This is a genomic window from Chryseolinea serpens, assembly GCF_900129725.1.
GTDB classification, from domain to species: domain Bacteria; phylum Bacteroidota; class Bacteroidia; order Cytophagales; family Cyclobacteriaceae; genus Chryseolinea; species Chryseolinea serpens.
Genome location: NZ_FQWQ01000001.1, coordinates 2,957,276 through 2,977,601, shown reverse-complemented (window position 1 = coordinate 2,977,601; position 20,326 = coordinate 2,957,276). Strand labels below are relative to the sequence as shown.

The 20,326-nt window shown below is 52.5% G+C and carries 17 protein-coding genes; 3 read left to right on the top strand and 14 right to left on the bottom strand.

The genetic code is table 11. The features are described 5' to 3' along the window. Positions 1–26: 26 nt before the first annotated feature. The 9 genes from BUB30_RS11925 to BUB30_RS11885 form a co-directional block, all read right to left on the bottom strand. Positions 27–1,565: a lytic transglycosylase domain-containing protein gene (locus tag BUB30_RS11925; protein WP_245804069.1), complete on the bottom strand. Its 1,539-nt coding sequence runs from the start codon at positions 1,563–1,565 to the stop codon at positions 27–29. A gap of 6 nt (positions 1,566–1,571) precedes the next feature. Next, positions 1,572–2,996, bottom strand: coding sequence for an Asp-tRNA(Asn)/Glu-tRNA(Gln) amidotransferase subunit GatA (gatA, locus tag BUB30_RS11920; protein WP_073135107.1), 1,425 nt, complete (start codon positions 2,994–2,996; stop codon positions 1,572–1,574). A gap of 3 nt (positions 2,997–2,999) precedes the next feature. Continuing rightward, positions 3,000–3,212 carry a Sec-independent protein translocase subunit TatA/TatB gene (locus BUB30_RS11915; protein WP_073133910.1) on the bottom strand — a complete coding sequence of 71 codons (213 nt, stop codon included), beginning with the start codon at positions 3,210–3,212 and terminating at the stop codon, positions 3,000–3,002. Positions 3,213–3,463: 251 nt separating this feature from the next. After that, a complete protein-coding gene (locus BUB30_RS11910) occupies positions 3,464–4,648 on the bottom strand; it encodes a murein hydrolase activator EnvC family protein (protein ID WP_073133908.1) in 1,185 nt (394 codons plus the stop codon). Next, positions 4,635–5,399 (bottom strand): lipoprotein insertase outer membrane protein LolB1, encoded by a 765-nt coding sequence (locus tag BUB30_RS11905; protein WP_073133906.1) that lies wholly within the window; start codon positions 5,397–5,399, stop codon positions 4,635–4,637. Before BUB30_RS11905 ends, BUB30_RS11910 begins: the two co-directional genes overlap by 14 nt. After that, positions 5,392–7,161 (bottom strand): tetratricopeptide repeat protein, encoded by a 1,770-nt coding sequence (locus BUB30_RS11900; RefSeq protein ID WP_143164871.1) that lies wholly within the window; start codon positions 7,159–7,161, stop codon positions 5,392–5,394. The genes BUB30_RS11905 and BUB30_RS11900 overlap by 8 nt, the downstream gene beginning before the upstream one ends. Positions 7,162–7,163: 2 nt before the next feature. Next, complete coding sequence (locus tag BUB30_RS11895; RefSeq protein ID WP_073133903.1) at positions 7,164–8,168, bottom strand: sugar phosphate nucleotidyltransferase; 1,005 nt, start codon at positions 8,166–8,168, stop codon at positions 7,164–7,166. A gap of 46 nt (positions 8,169–8,214) precedes the next feature. Then, positions 8,215–9,657, bottom strand: coding sequence for a lipopolysaccharide biosynthesis protein (locus tag BUB30_RS11890; RefSeq protein WP_073133901.1), 1,443 nt, complete (start codon positions 9,655–9,657; stop codon positions 8,215–8,217). 93 nt (positions 9,658–9,750) lie between these two features. Beyond that, positions 9,751–10,530, bottom strand: a complete 780-nt coding sequence (locus BUB30_RS11885) for an enoyl-CoA hydratase/isomerase family protein (RefSeq protein WP_073133899.1) — start codon at positions 10,528–10,530, stop codon at positions 9,751–9,753. Between the two features lie 65 nt (positions 10,531–10,595). On the opposite strand from BUB30_RS11885, the gene BUB30_RS11880 reads away from it, so the two are divergent. After that, positions 10,596–11,927 (top strand): T9SS type A sorting domain-containing protein, encoded by a 1,332-nt coding sequence (locus BUB30_RS11880; RefSeq protein ID WP_073133897.1) that lies wholly within the window; start codon positions 10,596–10,598, stop codon positions 11,925–11,927. 13 nt (positions 11,928–11,940) lie between these two features. Here the strand turns inward: BUB30_RS11880 and BUB30_RS11875 are convergent, their stop codons facing one another. Then, positions 11,941–12,897, bottom strand: coding sequence for an NAD-dependent epimerase/dehydratase family protein (locus BUB30_RS11875; protein ID WP_073133895.1), 957 nt, complete (start codon positions 12,895–12,897; stop codon positions 11,941–11,943). An 89-nt stretch (positions 12,898–12,986) separates the two neighbouring features. Between BUB30_RS11875 and BUB30_RS11870 the strand changes: the two genes are divergently transcribed. Together BUB30_RS11870 and kbl are read left to right on the top strand one after the other, a co-directional pair. Then, positions 12,987–13,367, top strand: coding sequence for a hypothetical protein (locus BUB30_RS11870; RefSeq protein WP_084138039.1), 381 nt, complete (start codon positions 12,987–12,989; stop codon positions 13,365–13,367). A 14-nt stretch (positions 13,368–13,381) separates the two neighbouring features. Next, positions 13,382–14,578 carry a glycine C-acetyltransferase gene (kbl, locus tag BUB30_RS11865; protein WP_073133891.1) on the top strand — a complete coding sequence of 399 codons (1,197 nt, stop codon included), beginning with the start codon at positions 13,382–13,384 and terminating at the stop codon, positions 14,576–14,578. A gap of 101 nt (positions 14,579–14,679) precedes the next feature. Here the strand turns inward: kbl and BUB30_RS11860 are convergent, their stop codons facing one another. From BUB30_RS11860 to folP, 4 genes are all read right to left on the bottom strand, one after another. Then, positions 14,680–15,132 (bottom strand): hypothetical protein, encoded by a 453-nt coding sequence (locus BUB30_RS11860; RefSeq protein ID WP_073133889.1) that lies wholly within the window; start codon positions 15,130–15,132, stop codon positions 14,680–14,682. Positions 15,133–15,217: 85 nt separating this feature from the next. Continuing rightward, positions 15,218–18,430, bottom strand: coding sequence for a caspase family protein (locus BUB30_RS11855; RefSeq protein ID WP_073133887.1), 3,213 nt, complete (start codon positions 18,428–18,430; stop codon positions 15,218–15,220). A 39-nt stretch (positions 18,431–18,469) separates the two neighbouring features. After that, positions 18,470–19,336, bottom strand: coding sequence for a diadenylate cyclase CdaA (gene cdaA / locus BUB30_RS11850; protein ID WP_073133885.1), 867 nt, complete (start codon positions 19,334–19,336; stop codon positions 18,470–18,472). Between the two features lie 60 nt (positions 19,337–19,396). Next, a complete protein-coding gene (gene folP / locus BUB30_RS11845; protein ID WP_073133883.1) occupies positions 19,397–20,272 on the bottom strand; it encodes a dihydropteroate synthase in 876 nt (291 codons plus the stop codon). Between the last annotated feature and the right edge of the window lie 54 nt (positions 20,273–20,326).

Here is a 20,326-nt window from a genome sequence, read left to right as displayed (position 1 = left end):
CACGAGTCACCACGGTTGAAATCTGCTTACATGCCGATGATCAATTTCTGACCGGGCTTCAGCTGGCTGTTGTTGAGGTTGTTCAGGCTCTTGATCTTCTCGATGGTGAGGCCTTCAAATTTTTTAGAGATCTCCCAGAGCGTGTCGCCGGGTTGAACCGTATAGGTCTTTGAATCGGGAAGCGCTACGGGCGTTACCGCTGCTTTGGTGGTACGGGCCGATGCCACCGCCGTGGAGGCGTGCGACGGCTGGTGCAGCCAAATGTTCAATCGCTGACCTGCGCGAATATTGTTGTTGTGCAGATTGTTCCACTTTTTCAGATCGGCCAGGCGAACACCGTGGCGCATGGCAATCGATCCCAACACGTCGCCACTGCGCACTTTGTAGGTAATGCGGTCACGACCATAGGTTGAGCCTTCTGAAGTCTTGGCCAGCACCTCCAGGTCTTTCTTGCCCACTTTCGATGCAGAGTCGAGGATCGAGCGACGGTCGGCCAACAACTTTTCTTTTGCACCCGTGGGAACGTATAGGGTATACGTTCTGCTGGTTTCCGGAATGGCGTTGTGCTGGATGGAAGGATTGAGCTTTTGCATGTCTTCCAGGCAAGTACCCGTCAGGTTGGCAAAGGTCTCGAAGTGGAGGAATTTGGTCACCTGCACCGTGTCATACTTGGGCAGCATCTCTTCGCCTTCGTCGAAGAAGTTGTGCTCATCCAGGTAGTTCATAGCGTAGGTAATGGCTACGAATTGCGGAACGTACGAGCGCGTTTCGCGCGGGAGGTTGGGATAGATTTCCCAGAATGTGTGTTTGTATCCTGAACGGCGAATGGCGCGCTTCACATTGCCGGGACCGGTGTTATAGGCGGCCAGGGCCAGTTCCCAGTCATGGAACATGCTGTAGAGGTCGCGCAAGTAGCGGCAAGCTGCTTCCGTGGCTTTCTCCGGATCCATGCGGTCGTCGATGTACCAGTCGTTGTTCAATCCATAATGTCTGCCGGTGGCCGACATGAATTGCCAGAGGCCCACCGCACGCGCACGGGAGATGGCGCGGGGATTCAATCCCGATTCGATGATGGAAAGATATTTCAGCTCGTCGGGCAGGCCGTATTTGGCCAGGCATTTTTCGAAGATCGGGAAGTAAAGATTTTTCCGGCGCATCATCATACGGGTATACTCGCGGTCTTTCACCGTGAAGTAGTTGATGAAGGCGTGGATGCGTTCGTTGTACACCAGGGGCATCGTCTTTTGAATACACGCGAGGCGGTCAGCAAGCGTTGCCGGGTCGTCGTTGCCGGGAATGTGCTCCAGCACGCTGGGCAGGGCATAGTAAACGAAGTCGGCTGTGTCTTCCTTATACAGCATGTCCTCTTCTGCCACGGCCACTTCCAGGGAGTCGACCACCGACAAAGAGTCGAGTGCAGGCACCGGGACTTGGCTGAAAGCCGGGAAGGCGGTCAGCGATAAAAACAACGCAGCAAGGAAGTAAGCTTTTTTGCTGACAGGGGCCGATGCCTTGATCGTTTGATCAGCAGCGGAAAAAATGGTACAGCGAAGACCGTTTTTCATGAGGGGTCATGTCAAAAGTGTGTTTGAAAAATGCAACAACTTCGATTCCTCGAAATCGTCGGCGATCACTTGCAATCCGATGGGTAAGCCTTGTTTGTCCGTACCACACGGTATGGCAATGGCCGGCACACCCACCACGTTAGCCTGAACGGAAAAAAGATCCGCCAAGTACATTTCCAAAGGATTGTCCGTATGCTCCCCCAGCTTGAAGGCCGTGGTGGGCGTTATGGGCATCACGATGAAATCATAGTGCTTCAATATTTCTTTCGTCTTGTCGCGGATGAGGCGACGGACTTTCTGAGCCTTGGTGTAATAGGCGTCGTAGTAGCTGGCGCTCAATACGAACGTGCCCAGCAAAATGCGGCGCTGCACTTCTTTCCCGAACCCTTCCGAGCGACTCTTTTTGTAGAGCGAGCTCAAGTCGGTGGCCTGCTGGCTTCTGTAGCCGTAGCGCACGCCGTCGTAACGGGACAGGTTGGAGCTGGCTTCGGCGGTAGCCAAAATGTAGTAGGTTGGTAATACGAATTCCTGTAATGGGAAATCGATCACCTCCACACTGTGGCCGTCGGCCTCGATGGCGTCCAGCTTGGCCAAAATGCTCTCCTTTATTTCGGGTTGCAGGCCTTGAGAATCATCGATCTCACGGACGTAGGCAACCTTATATTTCTTGTTATCGGACCCCTGCAGGGCCTTGGAATAGCTCGGCACGGGCAATTGCGAGACGGTGCTGTCGGCCTCGTCGGGGCCTGCAATCACTTCCAGCACCAGGGCGACGTCTTCCACCGACTTTCCGAATATGCCAATACAATCAAAAGACGAGCCATAAGCGATCAACCCAAACCGGGAGATGCGCGAATAGGTAGGTTTCAACCCCACCAGTCCGCAAAACGCTGCGGGTTGACGCACCGAACCGCCCGTATCCGACCCCAGGGAAACCTGGCACATGTCGGCCTGAACGGCAACCGCCGAGCCGCCGGATGAACCTCCAGGGACACGGGTATTGTCGGCATCGTTCAGCACGGGGCCAAAAGCGGAGTTCTCGTTGGAAGAACCCATGGCAAACTCGTCGCAGTTTTGGCGGCCGATGATGATGGCGTCTTCGTCGAGAAGGCGCTGCACGGCCGTTCCATTAAATTGTGAGATGAAGCCATCCAGCACACGGCTGCTGGCTTGCAAAGGATGGTCTTTGTAGGCGAGAACATCTTTCAGGCCCACGACGAGCCCGGCAAGTTTTCCAGCCGTCCCAAGTTTTATTTTTTTATCGATTTCAGCAGCTCGCGCGAGCGCTTCATCTTCATACACGCTCAGAAAAGCATTGAGGTGCTTTTTATCCCTAATGTTGTTCAGATGAAATCGGACAATATCCTGACAGGAGCGTTTTCCGTGCTGCAGATCGTTTTGAATTTCCCGAAATGTAGCTTTCGTCTTCAACACTTACTTTCCGTCGTCAAGTTTTGCAGAATCGCCCGCGTCTTCAAGATCCTTCTTCACGTCTTTCACGGAATCTTTGAATTCACGAACACCTTTACCCAGTCCTTTCATGAATTCGGGAATTTTCTTTGCACCGAAAAACACGAGGATGAATAAACCGATGAGCAGAATCTCCTGGAAACCAACCCCACTTAAAAACAAAAATGTAGCTTTCATGGCCTTTTAATTTTAAACGTAAAGGCAAAAGTAGGGTAAAAAAGGATAGTATCAAATGAATGGCCCCGGGGATGTTGGCGGCTGGTTACCAGCGGTTAAAGGGCTCCCTTTTCAGGTTAAATACGGGGACCGTTTTCACCCCTTTTTAGCGATACGGTACATACCCGAACAAGCGTTCATCGTCGCTTGCTGCGACCCCGCAAAATGCGCGCCGGCTTAAAGTAATTTTTAAGTAAGAAAAGGGACGAGGCTCACATGTTTTTCAACCACGAGGAAGGATCCAGTGCCGTGGTGTTCTTGAAGATCTGAAAACGCAGTTCAGACACGCCTTCATTGTTGGAAAGCACTTTGCCGATCTCCTGGTTGGTAGTCACTTTTTGTCCGCTTCGAACGAACACTTCCTTCAAACCGGCATACACCGTGAGATACTCACCGTGTTTGATGATCACCGTGCTGCCAAGTCCCTGGATGAACGCCACGCGACGCACCTCGCCCTCAAAGATGCTCTTCACTTTTTCGTTCTCCTGCGTCTGAATGTTCACGCCATTGTTCTGCACCACCACACCTTTGAGCACGGAATGATTTTGTCGCCCAAAACGCTGCGACACAAAGCCCGAAGACACCGGCCACATGAATTTGTTTCGGTTCTCCTCAAACGAATTGGACAGCGTCACGGAAACCTCGGACTTTTTGGAGCGGGCCGCGCGTTCCATTTCTTCTTTGATGAGGTCTTCGATGAGTTTGTCGAGTTTGGCGACAGCCTTCTTCGTTTCCTCCAGGTCTTTGCGCAGTTTCTTTTCTTCCTTCTCCAGCGACTTCACCAGCGAATTTTGCTTTTGCTTTAACGAGATCAGGTTCGTGCCCTCCCGCTGTTCTTCATTGAGGAGTTTATTCTTCTCCTCGCGGCGCACGCGGATCTCGGCGACATGGCCCGAAAGTTCTTCCTGCACTTTTGTGATTTGTTCGGCCTGTAGCTGGCGGGTTTCGGCATATTGATCCATGTAGCGCAGGCGCATGACCAATTGATCGAATGATTTTGCAGAGAAAAGAAACGTCAGGCGCGTGGTGCTGTTGTTGGCTTTCTGGGCGGCGAACAGCATGGCGCTGTATTCTTTTTTGAGATCGTCGAGATCTTCTTCCAGCACCACGATGATGTCGTTGTTGTCGCTGATCTCGCTGTCGAGAAAGTTGACTTCGCCTTTGATGGAGCCGACCAGTTTTTCTTGTTCGCGGACGCGCTGGTTCAGGGCCGTGAGTTCGCCCAGGGAATTTTTCTTTTGAGCAGATGTTTCTTCGATGATCTTTTCAACCTCTTTGATCTTCTCCAGGTTCTGCTGTTTTTCCTTTTGCAGCTGGGCCTTTGATTTTTGGGCCATAGCAGAAAAAGAAAGAAAACCGAAGATCAGAAAGAGCCACGCACCTTTACCGGCGTTCATATCGCTTGGGTATGTTGAATGGAAACTTCAGCTCTCTGTCGCCCACCTCGGCCTTGTTGTACTCAAAGATGATGGTGGTGTTCAGCAGTCCGCCCAGCGTCTTGTAAAATAAATTGATCGTACCATTGTAAGGAAACAACGCGGGACCTACCGGCTGAAAATTGGAATAATTGATGATGAGCGAATTGTCGCTGTTGCCTTCTTTCATCTCCACTTTTTCCAGTTTTTTGCTGGCGCTGTTAATGAAGTTGTCCACGACAACGCCGTTCGTTGCAGCCTTTTGCTTCAATACGAAGTAGGAACTTTCCTGTTGTACCTGATCCGATTCAGTACGGGGCATGATGAGGTTGCCCAACATGGCGGCCTGGATCACCTTGTAGTTGATCTCGAAATTGTAACGTTTGGAAAGCTCGGCGTAGTCGAACACATAATATTCTTTGTCGACGTTGCTCACCACGGTGATGGAATCTTTGTTGATGAGGGCTTTGCCGCCTTGCACGCCGATCACGGAAAAGGTCATCCAGATCACGCTGTCTTTGCGCACGCGGATGTTGGCCTTCACTTCGCGTTCTTTCTTGGCATCTCTCAGGATCATGCGGGCCTTGCCGTGAAAATATTCAAAATCGACTTCCTGCACATCGAGAGTAGGCTTCGGGGCAGCGATGGGAAGGGTTGTGGGAGTAACCTTTTTACTGCAGGACATTATCAGCGCGGAGAAGCCGATGAGCAAGATCCAGAGGCGTTTATTCATAGATTTTCCGGTTCGCAATTTTTTTGTTTAACAATTCACTGTTGGCATTCAATCCGCGGGCCTTCTCCCATTGTTGCACCGCGCCGGTTACATCACCCAGTTGAAAAAGTATGTCGCCATAGTGCTCAAAATGCGTGGCATTGGCGTTGCCTGTCGAAATGGCCCGCTCAATAGCCTTGCGCGCCTCTTTGTATTTCTGACGGGTGTAGAGCACCCAGGCATATGTATCCAGAAACGTTGGATTGTCCGGATTATTCTTCATGAGCGACGACGCCATTTTTTCGGCCTTCTCCAGGTTCACCTTCCGCAGCGCCAGGAAATAGCTGTAATTGTTCAGCACGGCGTCGTTGTTGGGGTTGATGGTCAGCGCGTCGTCGTAAGCCTTGTCCGACTTGTCGTAGGCCTTCATGGCGTTGTAGGCATCGCCCAGCATGCTGTTGAGTTCGCCCTGCAGGTTGGTGTTTGAGTTCGTCAGCTTTTTGGCTTGCTCCAACGAGGCGACGGCCTCGGGATATTGACGCTTGCGCAGGTAGGCGTAGCCGTTAAAATAGTGCACCATGCCCTGGTTTGGGAACATGATGAGGGCTTCATCGCTGTGTTTGATCACGTTGTCCCATTGTTCCATTTGGGTTTCGAGGAACAGCAAGTTCTCCCACACCTCGAAGTTCACGTTGCCCAGCTCGATGGCCTGCGAATATTCGCGTTGCGCATCGCGCGGTTTGCCGGTGGACAGATAAAGATCACCTCCAAGGATGTGCACGTTCGGATCGGACGGGTTGCTTTTCCCCAGCTTCTCCAGCAGGGTGAGCGCAAACTTCTCTTTTTCGGGGTCGGAAATATTCTTGGTCTTGTTTTGATTCAGTTCCGTGTTGTAGGCGCCCAGCATGATGAGCTTACTGCCGAGTTCCACGGACGGGTCGTCAAACAAGGTGAGCAGTAGGGCGCGGGCCTTGTCTTCCTGGCGGCTGTCGCGATAGAGTCCGGCCAACAGCATTTTCACGTTGCCTGAGTCGGGGTTGGCGACCAGAAATTTTTCCAAATATTTGATGGCATCGGGCCGCATGCCCTTTTGCGACAACACGTCGGCAAACCCCATCACATACCGTTCCTCGTCGGGGAAGGCATTGATGAGCTTCTCGCCTTCGGCAATGCCCTCTTTGGTCTTTCCCTGCTCCAGGTAGATGCGCAGCTTTTGGATGGACGACACCTCGCTGATGCCCAGGGCGCTTTCAGCGCGGTTATAGGTCTTTACGGCGTCGTCGAATTTGTTGGCGTATTGATATACGGCGGCCAGCTCGTATAGGTATTCTTCCGATCCCTTCACCTCTTTGATCAGGTTTTCATAGGTCTCGGCGGCCTTCTCGAACTTGGTGAGGCTGCCGTAGATGTTGGCGGCCAGCAGGTAGAAGTATTTGTTCTTTTTTTCCAGCTTCAGGGCATTTTCCATGCTCAGCGAAGCTTTTAAAAGGTCTTCCTGTTTGTTGCTTTGCGAAAGCACTTCGGCCACTTTGTAATGCACCGTGGCATTGTCGGGTGTGATTTCCAGCGTGCGCTGGTAGTAGAGCAGGGCTTTGGCGTAGTCTTCCAGGATGAAGAATTTCTCGCCTTCTGTGAAATAGAACTCCGCTTCCCGGAGCCGGATGCCGGATGCCTCCACCTCCTCCACATTTTTCTTTTTGCGTTGGGCAACTGCCGTCCCTGGTGCTGTCCAGGACAACGCCGCTAATAAGGCCAAAACCGTATATACTCTTCTTCCTCTCAATTTCACGTTATTGCATTGAAGTCGCCAAGACTCAAGTCGAGCTTAGAACCTTCAAAAATAATGAAATTCCCCAACATGCTGTTCTCCAGCATGGCGCTTCGGATGGTCGATTCCCGCTGAATAATGGAGTTTTTGATCCGGCTGTCATAAATCCGGGTGTTTTCCCCTACCGAAACATGGGGCCCGATGACGGAATTCTCGATCACAGCACCCTCCCCGACAAAACAGGGGGCGATGATCACGGAATTCACCAAAGTGGCCTTTTCCGACACCAACGGCTGGTCTTTGATAAACTCCAGGTAGCGCTGGTTGGTCTGCACGGTCACGTTTTTGTTGCCACAGTCCAGCCATTCGGTCACTTCGCCCGTCATGAATTTTGCGCCCTTCTTGGCGTAGTTCTGAAGGGCCGAGGTGAACTGAAACTCGCCTTTGTCTTTAATATTATTGTCGATCAGGTACTGCATCTCGCGCGCCAGGGCCGCGCCGTCTCTGAAAAAATAGATGCCAATGATGGCCAGGTCCGAAACGAACGTGGTGGGCTTCTCCACCAACTCTACGATTTCTTTTTTGTCGTTCAGCTTCACCACGCCAAACTGCGAGGGATCGTCCACGCGCTGCACCCAGATGATGCCATCCTGGGTGGTGTCGAGCTTGAATTCGGCCTTGAAGAGCGTGTCGGCGAACGCCACAATGACCTTGCCGGTGAACAACTCCTTGGCAAACAACAACGCGTGCGAAATGCCAAAGGCCTCCTCCTGGTAATAGATCTTTCCTTCGGCGCCCACCTTTTTGGCAATGGCCTTCAAACTCTCCTCCACTTCCTTTCCAAACGACGGGTGAATGATGAAGCCGATGTAGTCGATTTTCTCGGGCGTAACTTTGGCGATGTCCTCCACCAGGCGATGCACGATGGGTTTGCCGGCAATGGGTAAAAGTGGCTTGGGAACGGTGAGAGTGTGCGGGCGCAAGCGCTTGCCCAGTCCAGCCATCGGTATGATTATGTTCATGAAGGGAGAGTTTGTTTTTTTTGGTCCGAGTAAAGCTAAAAAAAATTTACGTCGCAGGCTTTCGGAACGCCGTCTTTTCCAGCGCATAGATGCCCAGTAAATAAATTCCGATAATCAAACCATGAAACACGGTGGCCACCCAAATGTTTTCCAGGAAAATAGAATTAACGGCATACACCAACGCCGTAGTGAAAACGATGTAGGCCATGCTTTTTCCAACATTATAGGGGATGGGATAGAATTTTTGCCCTAACAAATAACACACTACGGTCATGGAAAAATAACAGATGAGCGATGCCAGGCTGCTGCCGAGATAGCCGAGCCTGGGGATCAGCAAATAATTGGCGGCGATGGTCACCACGGCTCCACCCACGGTGATGAACGTGCCGAAATAGGTTCTGTCGGTGAGTTTGAACCACACGGTCAGGTTATAATATACGCCCAGGAACAGGTAGCTCAGCAACAGGATAGGCACCACGTACAGCCCCTCCCAATAGGTAGACTTCCCCAGGAAATATTTCAAGATATCGAGATTGATACCTGCTCCCAGCAACAACACACAACACACAATAATGAAGTAGTGATTGACGCGTGCAAAAAGCTGTGGCGAATTTTTGTCGATCGCATTCGAAAAAAAGAACGGCTCGGCGGCATAACGGAAGGCCTGTACGGTGAGCCCCATGAGCATGGCGAGTTTGTAGGACGCACTGAAGATCCCCAACGCCCGGGCTGGACTCTGATCGGGATAGAAATCCGCAGGCAGCCACCAATCCAGGGTTTGTCTTGAAAACATTTCATTGGTCATGCCGGCCAGGCCCATGAGCATCACGGGGTAGCCATACGTGAGCATGGCCAGGGAAATGCTCCGGTTGAAACGCGGTTTCCAGGAAATCAATGACCTGGAGAAATAGATGAGGTAAAACGAATTGGCCAGCAGATTGGCCAGCACCACATAGCCCACGCCCATGGAGGGCTGGTAGGCTATTCTCAGAAAATAAAAGTTCAGCAACATGAGCAAGGCAATGTTGGTGATTTTGCCGATCGCGAATTTTACCGGTTTCCGTTGCAATCGCAGCCGCGCAAACGGAATGGCCACGGTGGCATCGATGAACATAATGGCCGCCAACCACATCACCAGGTCGCCATGACCGGGAATGCCCATGACGTCGGCCAGTGGCCCGGCCGTTAGGAACAAGGTTCCCGCCAGGACAAAACTGATGGAAACGATGACGGTTTGGGCCAGGTTGAAGACTTTCTGTTCGTCGGCGCCCTCCTTGGTGGAGAACCGGAAATAGGCCGTTTCCATACCAAATGTGAAGAGCACGTTGAGGGCGGCCACATATGCCAGGAGTTTCGACAGCACGCCGTATTGTTCTGGCGAAAACGTGGCGGTGTGGAGTGGCACCAAAAGAAAATTGAGAAAACGGGGGACGATGCTTCCCATTCCGTAGAGTACGGTTTCGCCTGCCAGTCGTTTTAGTTTACTCATGCGTAGTGCTGTAACCTGCAAACATCGCCAGGGGTGGAATGGGTTCTCATTTTGTAAGCAAGTTTTTTAGTTGCCAGGCCTGAAGGGGTCGCCTCACTGGCCTGTGAAGTTGGGTTTACGTTTTTCGAGGAAAGCTGTTGTGCCTTCCTTAAAGTCCTGCGTGGTCGTGCAAGCGGCGAAATTTTCGGCTTCGGCGCGATAGCCATCGGTTTCAAAGCCATAGCCGGCGTTCACGCTTTGGATGGCGCGGGCCACAGCCAGTGGAGATTTGGTCGATACCTTACCCAGAATATTATGGGCCAGGGCCATCATTTCCTCGCGTGTCGCCACTACGTGATTCACCAGCCCGAGGTCTTTGGCTTCCTGGGCGGTGATGGTGTCGCCGGTAACAATCAGCTCCAGGGCCTTGCCGCGGCCGACCAACTGGGCCAACCGTTGCGTGCCGCCATAGCCAGGGATAATTCCCAAACTGATTTCCGGTTGTCCAAATTTGGCATTTTCGGTAGCTATTCTTACATGGCATGCCATGGCTAATTCACAACCCCCGCCCAGGGCGAAACCGTTTACGGCCGCTATAACGGGTTTGGGGCAATCGGCAATCAGCTTGAATAATTGTTGGCCTTTTTCGGCCAAAACCAAAGCTTGTTGGGCATTCAGCGATGAAAGTTCGCGAATATCCGCCCCGGCAACGAAGGCCTTCTCGCCTTCCCCCGTAATTATTATACTACGTGTTTCTACGGATTGGTAAGCTTCTTGTATAATTTCGCGCAGCCCATCCAGAGTTTCGTTATCCAAAGCATTTAGAGCGGCAGGTCTTGACATCGTCACGGTTAAAACGTGAGGGTGGTCGAAGTGTGTGCGAATATTCTTCATGGGCTTCGTGTGACTAGTTTTTGACGAATGCAACTTATTGACCTTTTGAATAAGGTACAAAGAATATGAAGAAGAGTTTTTTTATCCTCATCCTCGCGGTAACGGCCAACGTGGCGCTCGCACAGACCTATGGCTCCATTGCCGATGGCAACTGGACCACCACTACGAATTGGAGCAGCGGTTCTGTGCCTCCATTAACCGGCGGCGGTGGAACGGTGGGCGTAAATACCAACCTCACCATTTCAGGCAACTATGCCGTTCCCAACGGAACGATCAACATTGCTGCAGGGAAGACACTGACCATCAACGGCAACTTTTCAAAGGGCGTTGGTGGCGGTGGTGGTAACGTTAATGTTTACGGTACGTTGCACATTACCGGCGATGTTACCCTCAATGCCCCTTTCACGGTCCAGCCCGGTGGCTCTGTCGTTGTGGACGGAAACGTCACGGTAATCAACTCCAGCTACCTCACCATTGGAACGAACGCCGCCGCACCGCCCTATGCCGACATGGTGATACGGAAGAACCTTGTCTCTCAAAGCAGTGGTGATATTACCGTGGAAAAAAACGGACGGTTCGCCCTCTTTGGAAATTTTACCGACGATACTTCCGGTGGCACAAAACTGACCATCAAGAGCGGTGGCCAGGTCTATATCGACAAGACCATCGCCCTGGTCGGTGGTGGTGATGACGTGAGCAATGCCAACGGCACAACCCCGATCGGCCTTTATATAAATGATCCTAACCCCACCGTGAACACTTCACAAGGCGCCACGTTGACTTCCAACCGGGGCAACAAAGCTACCATGCAAACCAACGACCCGCCGTTCTATGCCTGGGTAGCTGGCATCCCGAACAGTCCACTGCCCGTGAAGCTAGTGTATTTTAAAGCGCAAACCGGGGCGTCCCTGCAGCTTACCTGGGCCACGTCGTCGGAAAAGAATTTTCATTACTTCCAGGTGGAGCGCGCTTCGGAGGATCTGATCTTCACCACGGTCGGCCGGGTGGATGCCAAAGGATCGAGCACGTTGACGACCTATGCGTTCACAGACGAGAAGCCGCTCAACGGGAAAAACTATTATCGTCTGAAAATGATCGACCTGGATGAAGCGTTTGAATATTCCCCCGTGGTAACAGCCAACGGCAAATCCTCGTCGACTGTAAACGTCTATCCCAATCCTATCACCGACAAACAATTCACCATCGAGTTGAGCGACGTGATGGACACGCCGGCGCAGGTTACGATTTTGGACGGATCGGGAACGCAGATCTTGCGGGCAGAATTAGCATCCCATACAATGGCGTTCCAGTTGCCCCAGGACATTTCTGCGGGACTCTATTATCTCCGTATCTCCTCCGGCCACGGCCAGCAGATCATCAAGGTGGCGGTAAGATAAAGGCAGATCTTCTTTAGTAGGCCGCCAAAAATTCAGGAAGATGTTTCAGGATCTCGGCTGTCATTTCGGGTAAGCCGAAACGATGTTGCCAGCCCCAGTCGGCACGTGCACGCGAGTCGTCGATGGAGCGCGGCCATGAATCAGCGATGTTCTGGCGGAAGTCGGGTGTGTAGGAGATCTGGAAATCGGGGATGTGTTTTTTGATCTCTGCTGTAATTTCCTGAGGGCAGAAGCTCATGGCGGAGATGTTGTAGCTCGATCTTACTTTGATCTTTTCGGCCGGCGCTTCCATCAGGTCGATGGTGGCTTTTACGGCGTCGTCCATGTACATCATGGGCAGGTAGGTGTCGGACTTTAGGAAGCACTCGTATTTTTTTTCCGTGAGCGCCTGGAAAAAAATGTCCACCGCATAATCCGTGGTGCCGCCGCCGGGTTTGGTTTTGTAGCCAATGAGGCCGGGATAGCGGAGGCTGCGCACATCCACACCGTGTTTTTTGTGATACCAATCGCACCAACGTTCGCCGGCTTGTTTGCTGATGCCGTACACGGTCGTGGGATCCATGATGGTATCCTGCGGTGTGTTATTTTTTGGGGTCGTGGGTCCGAAGGCGGCGATGGAGGAGGGCCAGTAAACCTTTTCTATTTTATAGGCGACCGCGGCATCGAGCACCGTGATGAGGCCGTCCATGTTCAGGTGCCAGGCAAATGCCGGATTCTTTTCACCGGTTGCCGACAGCACAGCCGCGAGGTGATAGACCTGGGTGAATTTGTTTTTGCGGACGAAGTCAATAAAGGCGTCCTGTTTCAGTACGTCCAGTATTTCAAAATTCCCTTCGCCTAAGATGCCTTCCGGTTCTTTGATGTCGGTGGCGATCACATTTTCTTTTCCGTGGAGTTTCCACAGTCCTTGCGTCAATTCCGACCCCAGTTGGCCTCCGGCGCCGATAACAAGAATTTTTTGTTTACCCATGTCCTTCCTCTAAATCCGGGGCGAAATTACCAAAATTTACCATTTGGCTACCATGTGTTAGGGCTTGCATTTTAATTAACTTAGCGCCCGTGAATTTTGAAGCCTATTTAACATCGAAAAAAATAGATTCTGCCGCTTTCCAACGCGCGGAGCCAGTCTTGTGGGGACAATGGCAAATTCAGTTTGAGCAAATGCACCCCAACAGTTTCACGGTGCAGAAACTGAACCTGATCAACCCGATCCGACGGAAATACCAGTTAAAAGAGGAAGCGGTAAAAGCCGAGCCAAAACCTCCGGTCGTAAAAACACCCGTGGTCGACCAAGCTTCGGCAGAGAAACCCGCCGCCGGGTCCGCCTCATCAGCGCCGGACGCCACCATGCCGGATGTGCCGGAAACACCTCCAGCAACACCTCGCCCTAAACCTGCAGTGCCCAGGCCTGTATTCAAGCCCAAACCAAAATTAAGCTAACGACGCCTTTTATTATGTATAAGAAACTACAACCTGTTTTGCAGAAAGAACTCGCGTCCATACGCGAAGCCGGCCTTTTCAAAAAGGAAAGGATCATCACCACGCCACAAGGCGCCGACATCAAAACCGCCGACGGACGCGAGGTCATAAATTTTTGTGCCAACAACTACCTCGGACTTTCATCGCACCCCCGCGTGGTGGCCGCCGCCAAGCGCGCCATCGACACCCACGGATTTGGCATGTCGTCGGTGCGATTTATTTGCGGCACACAGGATATTCACAAGGAGTTGGAAGAAAAGATCTCCGCCTTCCTGGGCACGGAAGACACCATCCTCTACGCAGCGGCGTTCGATGCCAATGGTGGCGTGTTCGAGCCTTTGTTTGGTGCACAGGATGCGATCATCTCCGATGAGTTGAACCACGCCTCCATCATCGACGGCGTGAGACTGTGTAAAGCCATGCGCTACCGCTACAAGCACAACGACATGGCCGATCTGAAAAAGCAACTCGAAGATGCCCGCGGCGCCGGCGCCAACCAGATCATCATCGTCACCGACGGCGCATTCTCCATGGACGGCACCATCGCGCAAATGGACAAGATCTGTGCGTTGGCCGACCAATATGAAGCACTGGTGATGACAGACGAATGTCACTCCACCGGGTTCATTGGCAAGACCGGCCGCGGTGTGCCGGAGTACAGAGGTGTGATGGATAAGGTCGATATTATCACGGGTACATTGGGGAAGGCCTTGGGTGGAGCTTCCGGTGGGTTTACGTCCGGCAAGAAGGAGATCATCGAGTTGTTGCGTCAGCGGTCGCGGCCTTATCTTTTCTCCAACACGCTGGCACCTTCCATCACGGGAGCGTCGATCGAAGTGTTCAACATGCTTTCGGAGACCACGGCATTGCGCGACAAGCTGGAGGGCAACACAAAATATTTCCGCGATCAAATGACAAAGGCCGGTTTTGATATCAAGCCGGGCGAACATCCCATTGTTCCCATCATGCTCTATGAAGCGCCGCTGGCACAGCAGTTTGCCGACAAGCTATTGGAGAAAGGCATCTATGTGATAGGATTCTTTTTCCCGGTGGTGGCAAAAGGTCAGGCCCGGATTCGCGTGCAGATCTCGGCGGGGCATGAGCGTCATCATTTGGATAAAGCGATCAAGGCTTTTACTGAGGTTGGGAAGGAGCTTGGGGTGCTCAAATAACGCGGGCTTTCGAAGAATATCTAACCGCAGAGGCGCAAAGAAGGCGCAGAGAGAGTTCTCTGCGCCTTCTTGTTTTATGAGCGATGATGAATGTTGTCGGGTTATTTCAGGCCGAGCTCTTTTTTTCGTTTTTGCACGATGTCACCCATCTTGGAGGTGTCTTTGGACAGCAGGCCGAAGGCAGGGTCGATGTTGTGCGAGGGGAAGAAATAGATGCAGCCTTTCTTGCCCTTCAGTTTTAGACGGTAGAGGTTGAAGAAGGGCACGATGGTGAGCGATTTCACCTCGGGCCATGCGAAGCGGACATTGCGATCGCCTTCAATGACCACGATCTTATTTTTGCCGACCGCCACTCTTCTCATTTTCTCCGTGAGGATCAGAAAAGCAAAGAAGGCCAGGAGACCCACCGTGATAAAGATGAGGGCAAAGAAAAAAGTCTTCGCTGAAAAAGGGTGCCGGAAGAAGATCGTACCGGCTGCGAGCCATTGCAGGAAACTGAAGGCGAGGAAAAAGTATTTCGCGAAGTAAAATTTAACGGGGTTAGCTTCTACCATGTTAGTACAGTGTAGGAAAAAAGTAATTGAATATACGACTTATTTTTGTTCAGTGTTAATTTTTGCCCTCCTTTTTGGTTTCTGCCTATTCTTCGATCACCACGGGGAAGTCCTGTCCTCGTGAGAACGTGTATGGATACTGAGGGTTGCCTTTCATTTTCCGTGTCATCTCCGGCACCTGGTCGTCGATATATGACTTCAGCTCGTAGATGGTAACCTTGCCGTCTTTCGGCGCCCCGTCGGCTTCGCCCTGCAGGCCTTTGATGAGTACGTAGGTGAACAAGCCGTGGCCCAGCTCGCGGAATTCGGTGGCAAACTGTTCGCTGCCCGCCGAGGCCATCACGTGGATGCCGGCGCTGCGCGACAATTGGGCGATGGCCTTCTCTTCGCTGGCCCCGCGCGTGGCCAGCAATTCCACCGAGCCTCCCGACTGGCAAGCGTCCATCACGATGAGTTGCTTCAGCGCTTTGATCTGCTTCAGCTTGTCCTGCAGCACACTGGCGTCGATGGCCTCCTTGGTCAGCGAGCTGGCGTCATAGAGTCGCGGGCTCTCGGTGGGCACAAAATAAAAACGATTGTCGACCATGCTTCCGTGTCCGGCATAGTAAAAAATAAAAACATCCTCCTGGCTGACTTTACCCGAGAGGTCGTCGAGCGCGGCGAGAATCTTTGGGCGGGTGGCGTCGGTGTCATAGAGGGTGACGAGCTCCATGTTTTTGAAGAGCGCGCTTTTGTCGTCCATGACCTTGCTGAACGACTCGGCGTCGGTGCGCGCGTAGTTCAGGTTGAGCTTGCTGTTCTTGTACTGATTGATGCCCACGGCGAGAATGTAGCAAGTGCTGCTTTTGGTCGCATGGTCCGAAAAGAGCTCGATGCTTTGCGGATCGGACTCTACATTGTCTTTATTGCTGGCGGTGGCCGTGAAGGTGTTTTGTCCGCCGATGAGATTCACCTCGTGCTTGTAGGTGGTCGCTTGCCCGCGGGAGGCGGGAAACGTGAGTGCATCGCGATTGAGGGGGATGTTCTTGCCGTTGTGGAACAGCTTCAGATTTTCGACGCCGTTGCCGTTGTCGACAATGCGCACATACACCTCCGCCTTGCCGGGCTGGCCTGGGATGACGGCCACTTTCACCGTGGGTGGAGGCGAGCTTTTCAGCTTGCCCTGGATGCTCTTGGATTCTTCTTTTCCGCCGCGATTCTGGAAGATCTTCGGCAGCAGGTCGGGACGATAAAATTCATTGAAGAATTGATCGACAGCGTACGTCTTCATCCCGCTCACGAAGTGAATGTATTGCCGCGCGTCGCCGGTGCTGTTGAAATAACCTTCGGGATTTTTCACCATCCAGTCTTTCTCCCCGATGTGAATGTGCTCGAAGAATTCTTTGCCGGTGGCCATGTCCCAAAACTTGGTCACCCCATCGAGGCTGAGGCTGATCAGCATCCGGTTGTCCGGGCTAAAGGCCAGGGAGGTCACTTCGGCGTTATGTCCTTCGAACGTGCGGATCACCGCTCCCGTGGTGATGTCCCACACGCGGATCGTGCGGTCGGCCCCGGCTGAGTAAATCGTTTTGCCATCCATGCCGAAAAGCGCGGTGTGGACGGCACCTTTGTGACCCTTGAATTTTTTTGTCATCAGTCCCGTACCAATGTCCCAGAGACGGATGGAGCCGTCCCAACTCGCACTGAGCAATGTCTTTTGGTCGCTGCTGAGATGAATCACCGAAATCACGTCAGTGTGTCCGGTGAAGTTGCGCACCTCTTTTTTGGTGTCGAGCTCCCACATCTGCAGGGAATTGTCGAGGCGTGCGGAAAAGAGGTATAGATCGTTGGGATGAAAGACGATGCTGTAGGCGGAATAACGCTCCAGATCAAGATACGTGAGCAGTTTTCCGCTGGCCAGGTCGTGCACTTTCATGGAGGCATCCCAACTGGAAGACACCGCTTTTGTTTCGTCGCTACTGAAATGAATGTCGAAGATGGGTTCGCGATAGGTTTGGATGGACTTTAGCGAGTCGCCGGTTTCAACATCCCACAGCATGATCTTGCCGTCGCCGCCGCCGGTGAGTAGTCGTCGGCCGTCTCGGGAAAGGTCGTAGCACAGCACGGCCTTTTTATGACCGACGTATTCCATAACGGTTTTCCCCGTGGCAATGTCCCAGCGTTTCACTTTTGTGCCAAACTTGCCTTTGATGAGTGTCTTGCCGTCGCGCGAAATGAGCACCGAATTTTTGAAGCGAACGTAGCGGGCAATGTTCGACTCCCAATAAAAATTAGGATCGTAGTTAAGACCCCCGCGGTCGCGTTGGTTTAAAAAGCCTGTCAAGGGTTCTTCCTTTTTATTCTTTACAAAATCCCAGATCAACGTGGTGTTGTTATCGCACGGCACCAGCAATTTTTTCCCATCGCGCGAAAAAGTGATCTCGTGGAATTCGCCATCCTCGGCGGGAAGTGTGGCCACCACACGGCCGCTAGCTTCATCCCAAACCTGCACTTCCTTTTCCGTGGCGCGCGCCAAAATTTTCCCGTCCGCGCTCAGGGCAATGCCGGTGACATCTTCCACTTTCTCTTCGTAAGTCTTTATCAGTTTGTAGGTAGCCAGATCATATTTGCGCAAGGGGCCGTTTTCCGAGATTTGGTAGAGGATTTTGCTGTCCGGGCTAAATACCGTGCGCGTGCCACACCCGCCGCACGAGCCTTCTTCATAGGGAAATGTGTGGACATTTTTCCAGTCTGAGCTTTGGTATACGTTGGCTACCCGGTTGTCTTCTCCGAAGGCCACCCACCGTCCATCGGGGCTAATCGCAATATCCACACCGCTGCCCGATCCCTGGTCGGCGGAGGTTGGAATTTTAGCCAGCACTTTTCGAGATGCAAAATCGTAGACGGTGGCCGAGTCGGTGCGATCATAGCCGGCCACGACAAAGTATTTCATTTTCGGATCGATGGCGATGTCGGTGATGTACTCCTCGGTAGCCAACGAAAAAACTTCGCGGCCCGTGCTCACTTCCCACAGCCGGATACTTTTGTCGTTGCTGCCGGTGAGCAAATATTTTCCGTCATGCGAAAACTCGACGCTGGTCACGGTGGCCTCATGGCCCAGGAAGCTGCGCACTTCGCGGCCGGTACTCATCTCCCAGAGCTTGGCCGATTTGTCCTTGCTGGCGGTGGCGACGTAGTTGCTGTCGGCACTCACGGCCACGGCCACCACGGCCAGTTCATGGCCCTTTTGTATAATGGTTTCCAGGGATTGTGAAAATGCAATAAAGGGAAGGAAAAAAAGTGCGATGGTGAGCCTCATGCCGGAAATGTATTTGGCACGAAGTTAAACATAAACCGCTTATGCTTTTGCAGGCGACGATTCGGTGGGCTCGGGCTCTTCGTCCTTTACTTCTTCTTCCCAACGCGCCGGCTCATCGTTGTGCAGGTACTGCAACACGCGATGCTCGACCTGCTTTAATTTCAGTGAGCGGAGGTATTTGCCGTTGCGGGCCAGGATGAGCCGGCCCGACTCTTCTGAAATGGCCATCACCAGGGTGTCGGTGTTTTCCGACATGCCCACGGCGGCGCGGTGCCGCAACCCGAAGTGTGGAGGCAGGTTGTCATTCTCGCTGACGGGCAATACGCATCGGGCGGCTTTGATCCGTCCCTTGTGGATGATCACGGCACCGTCGTGCAACGGGCTGTGTTTATTAAAGATGGAAAGCAGCAATCGCTTGTTCACCGCCGAATCCAGCGCGTCGCCGGTTTGTACATAGAATTTGAGTTCTGTATCGCGCGAAAAAACAACCAGGGCGCCGGTCTTGGTTGCTTTGAGGGCCTTGGCGGCTTCCATTACCTCGTGGATGTCGAAGTCGTCGTGATATTGATGGCGCCAGTTGGCGATCGTCTTGAAAATGTTCTCCTTGAATTCTGTTCCCCGCCCGATCACGAGCAGGAATTTCCGGATCTCCGGCTGGAAGAGGATGATCATCGCCAATACGCCCACGCCCATGAACTGGCCGAGTATGGTGGCCAGCAACTCCATCTGCGCGGCGCGCACGATGAGGTAGACCAGGTAGAGGGCAAGGATCCCCAGGAAGATGTTCACGGCGATACTTCCGCGGATGAGCTTGTAGACCTGGTAGAGCAATATGCTCACCAACGCGATGTCGACAAAATCGACCCAGGTCACATCCAGAAATCCTATTTTAAAAAGTAAGACCATTCTTACAAAGGTAAACGACGATTGATCAAGTATGAAGAACGAGGGGATATATAAAATAGGTCAACCGTTGGGGGAGGCTAGGGTTGACGTTATCAATTTTATAGTCTCGACAGCTTCTTTCACATCGTGCACCCGCAAAAGCGCGGCGCCTTTGGTGAGGGCCAGCGCGTTGAGGGCGGTGGTGCCGTTCAAAGCTTGCTCCGGTGCAATGTTCAGCGTTTTCCAGATCATCGACTTACGAGATAACCCCACCAGCAGCGGTTTGTTCAACAGATGAAGATATTCCAGCTGGTGCAACAACTCAAAATTTTGCGTGGGCCCTTTGGCAAAACCAAACCCGGGGTCGACGATCACATCCTTAATACCGCGAAGCTGCAGTTGGTAAATTTTTTCGTGAAAATAATTCAACACTTCCTGTAACAGGTTTTCATATGACGCAAGTTTGGTCATCGTTTGCGGATCGCCCTTCATGTGCATCACCACATAGGGGACTTTTGCGGCCGCCACGCAGTCGAGCATGAGGGGATCCAGTGACCCGCCGGAAATGTCGTTGATCAGGACGGCCCCCTCGTTGACGGCGGCATGGGCCACGGCGCTGCGATAGGTATCGATGGACACGAAGGCTTCCGGGAAATTTTTCAGGATCACTTTTACCGCCAGCAGGGCCCGGCTCAATTCGGCTTCCTTCGAAACGTCGGGTGCACCCGGACGGGACGAGGCGGCGCCCACGTCGATGAGGGTGGCGCCTTCCTGGAGCATTTTTTCGGCCTGGCGCACGATGGCATCTTCGGTGGTGTAACGGCCACCGTCGAAAAAACTGTCGGGGGTCACGTTCAAAATGCCCATCACTTTGGGGGTGTGGAGGTCGATGAGCCGGCCGCGGAGGTTCAGTGTTTTGTTTGTGGAAAATAATCTATTTTCAGGCGCAGATTTCATGCGGGGCGTGCTGGAATTATGAGCCAAATTAAGAAGTTTGCCACCTAAAGTATA

What these genes read in the sequence shown, in the direction of transcription:
- cdaA (WP_073133885.1), bottom strand. Translation starts at nt 19,336, where the DNA reads ATGGTCTTACTTTTTAAAATAGGATTTCTGGATGTGACCTGGGTCGAT.
- BUB30_RS11855 (WP_073133887.1), bottom strand. Translation starts at nt 18,430, where the DNA reads ATGAGGCTCACCATCGCACTTTTTTTCCTTCCCTTTATTGCATTTTCA.
- BUB30_RS11910 (WP_073133908.1), bottom strand. Translation starts at nt 4,648, where the DNA reads ATGAACGCCGGTAAAGGTGCGTGGCTCTTTCTGATCTTCGGTTTTCTT.
- BUB30_RS11875 (WP_073133895.1), bottom strand. Translation starts at nt 12,897, where the DNA reads ATGGGTAAACAAAAAATTCTTGTTATCGGCGCCGGAGGCCAACTGGGG.
- BUB30_RS11905 (WP_073133906.1), bottom strand. Translation starts at nt 5,399, where the DNA reads ATGAATAAACGCCTCTGGATCTTGCTCATCGGCTTCTCCGCGCTGATA.
- BUB30_RS11915 (WP_073133910.1), bottom strand. Translation starts at nt 3,212, where the DNA reads ATGAAAGCTACATTTTTGTTTTTAAGTGGGGTTGGTTTCCAGGAGATT.
- kbl (WP_073133891.1), top strand. Translation starts at nt 13,382, where the DNA reads ATGTATAAGAAACTACAACCTGTTTTGCAGAAAGAACTCGCGTCCATA.
- folP (WP_073133883.1), bottom strand. Translation starts at nt 20,272, where the DNA reads ATGAAATCTGCGCCTGAAAATAGATTATTTTCCACAAACAAAACACTG.
- BUB30_RS11895 (WP_073133903.1), bottom strand. Translation starts at nt 8,168, where the DNA reads ATGAACATAATCATACCGATGGCTGGACTGGGCAAGCGCTTGCGCCCG.
- BUB30_RS11860 (WP_073133889.1), bottom strand. Translation starts at nt 15,132, where the DNA reads ATGGTAGAAGCTAACCCCGTTAAATTTTACTTCGCGAAATACTTTTTC.
- BUB30_RS11880 (WP_073133897.1), top strand. Translation starts at nt 10,596, where the DNA reads ATGAAGAAGAGTTTTTTTATCCTCATCCTCGCGGTAACGGCCAACGTG.
- BUB30_RS11925 (WP_245804069.1), bottom strand. Translation starts at nt 1,565, where the DNA reads ATGAAAAACGGTCTTCGCTGTACCATTTTTTCCGCTGCTGATCAAACG.
- BUB30_RS11885 (WP_073133899.1), bottom strand. Translation starts at nt 10,530, where the DNA reads ATGAAGAATATTCGCACACACTTCGACCACCCTCACGTTTTAACCGTG.
- BUB30_RS11890 (WP_073133901.1), bottom strand. Translation starts at nt 9,657, where the DNA reads ATGAGTAAACTAAAACGACTGGCAGGCGAAACCGTACTCTACGGAATG.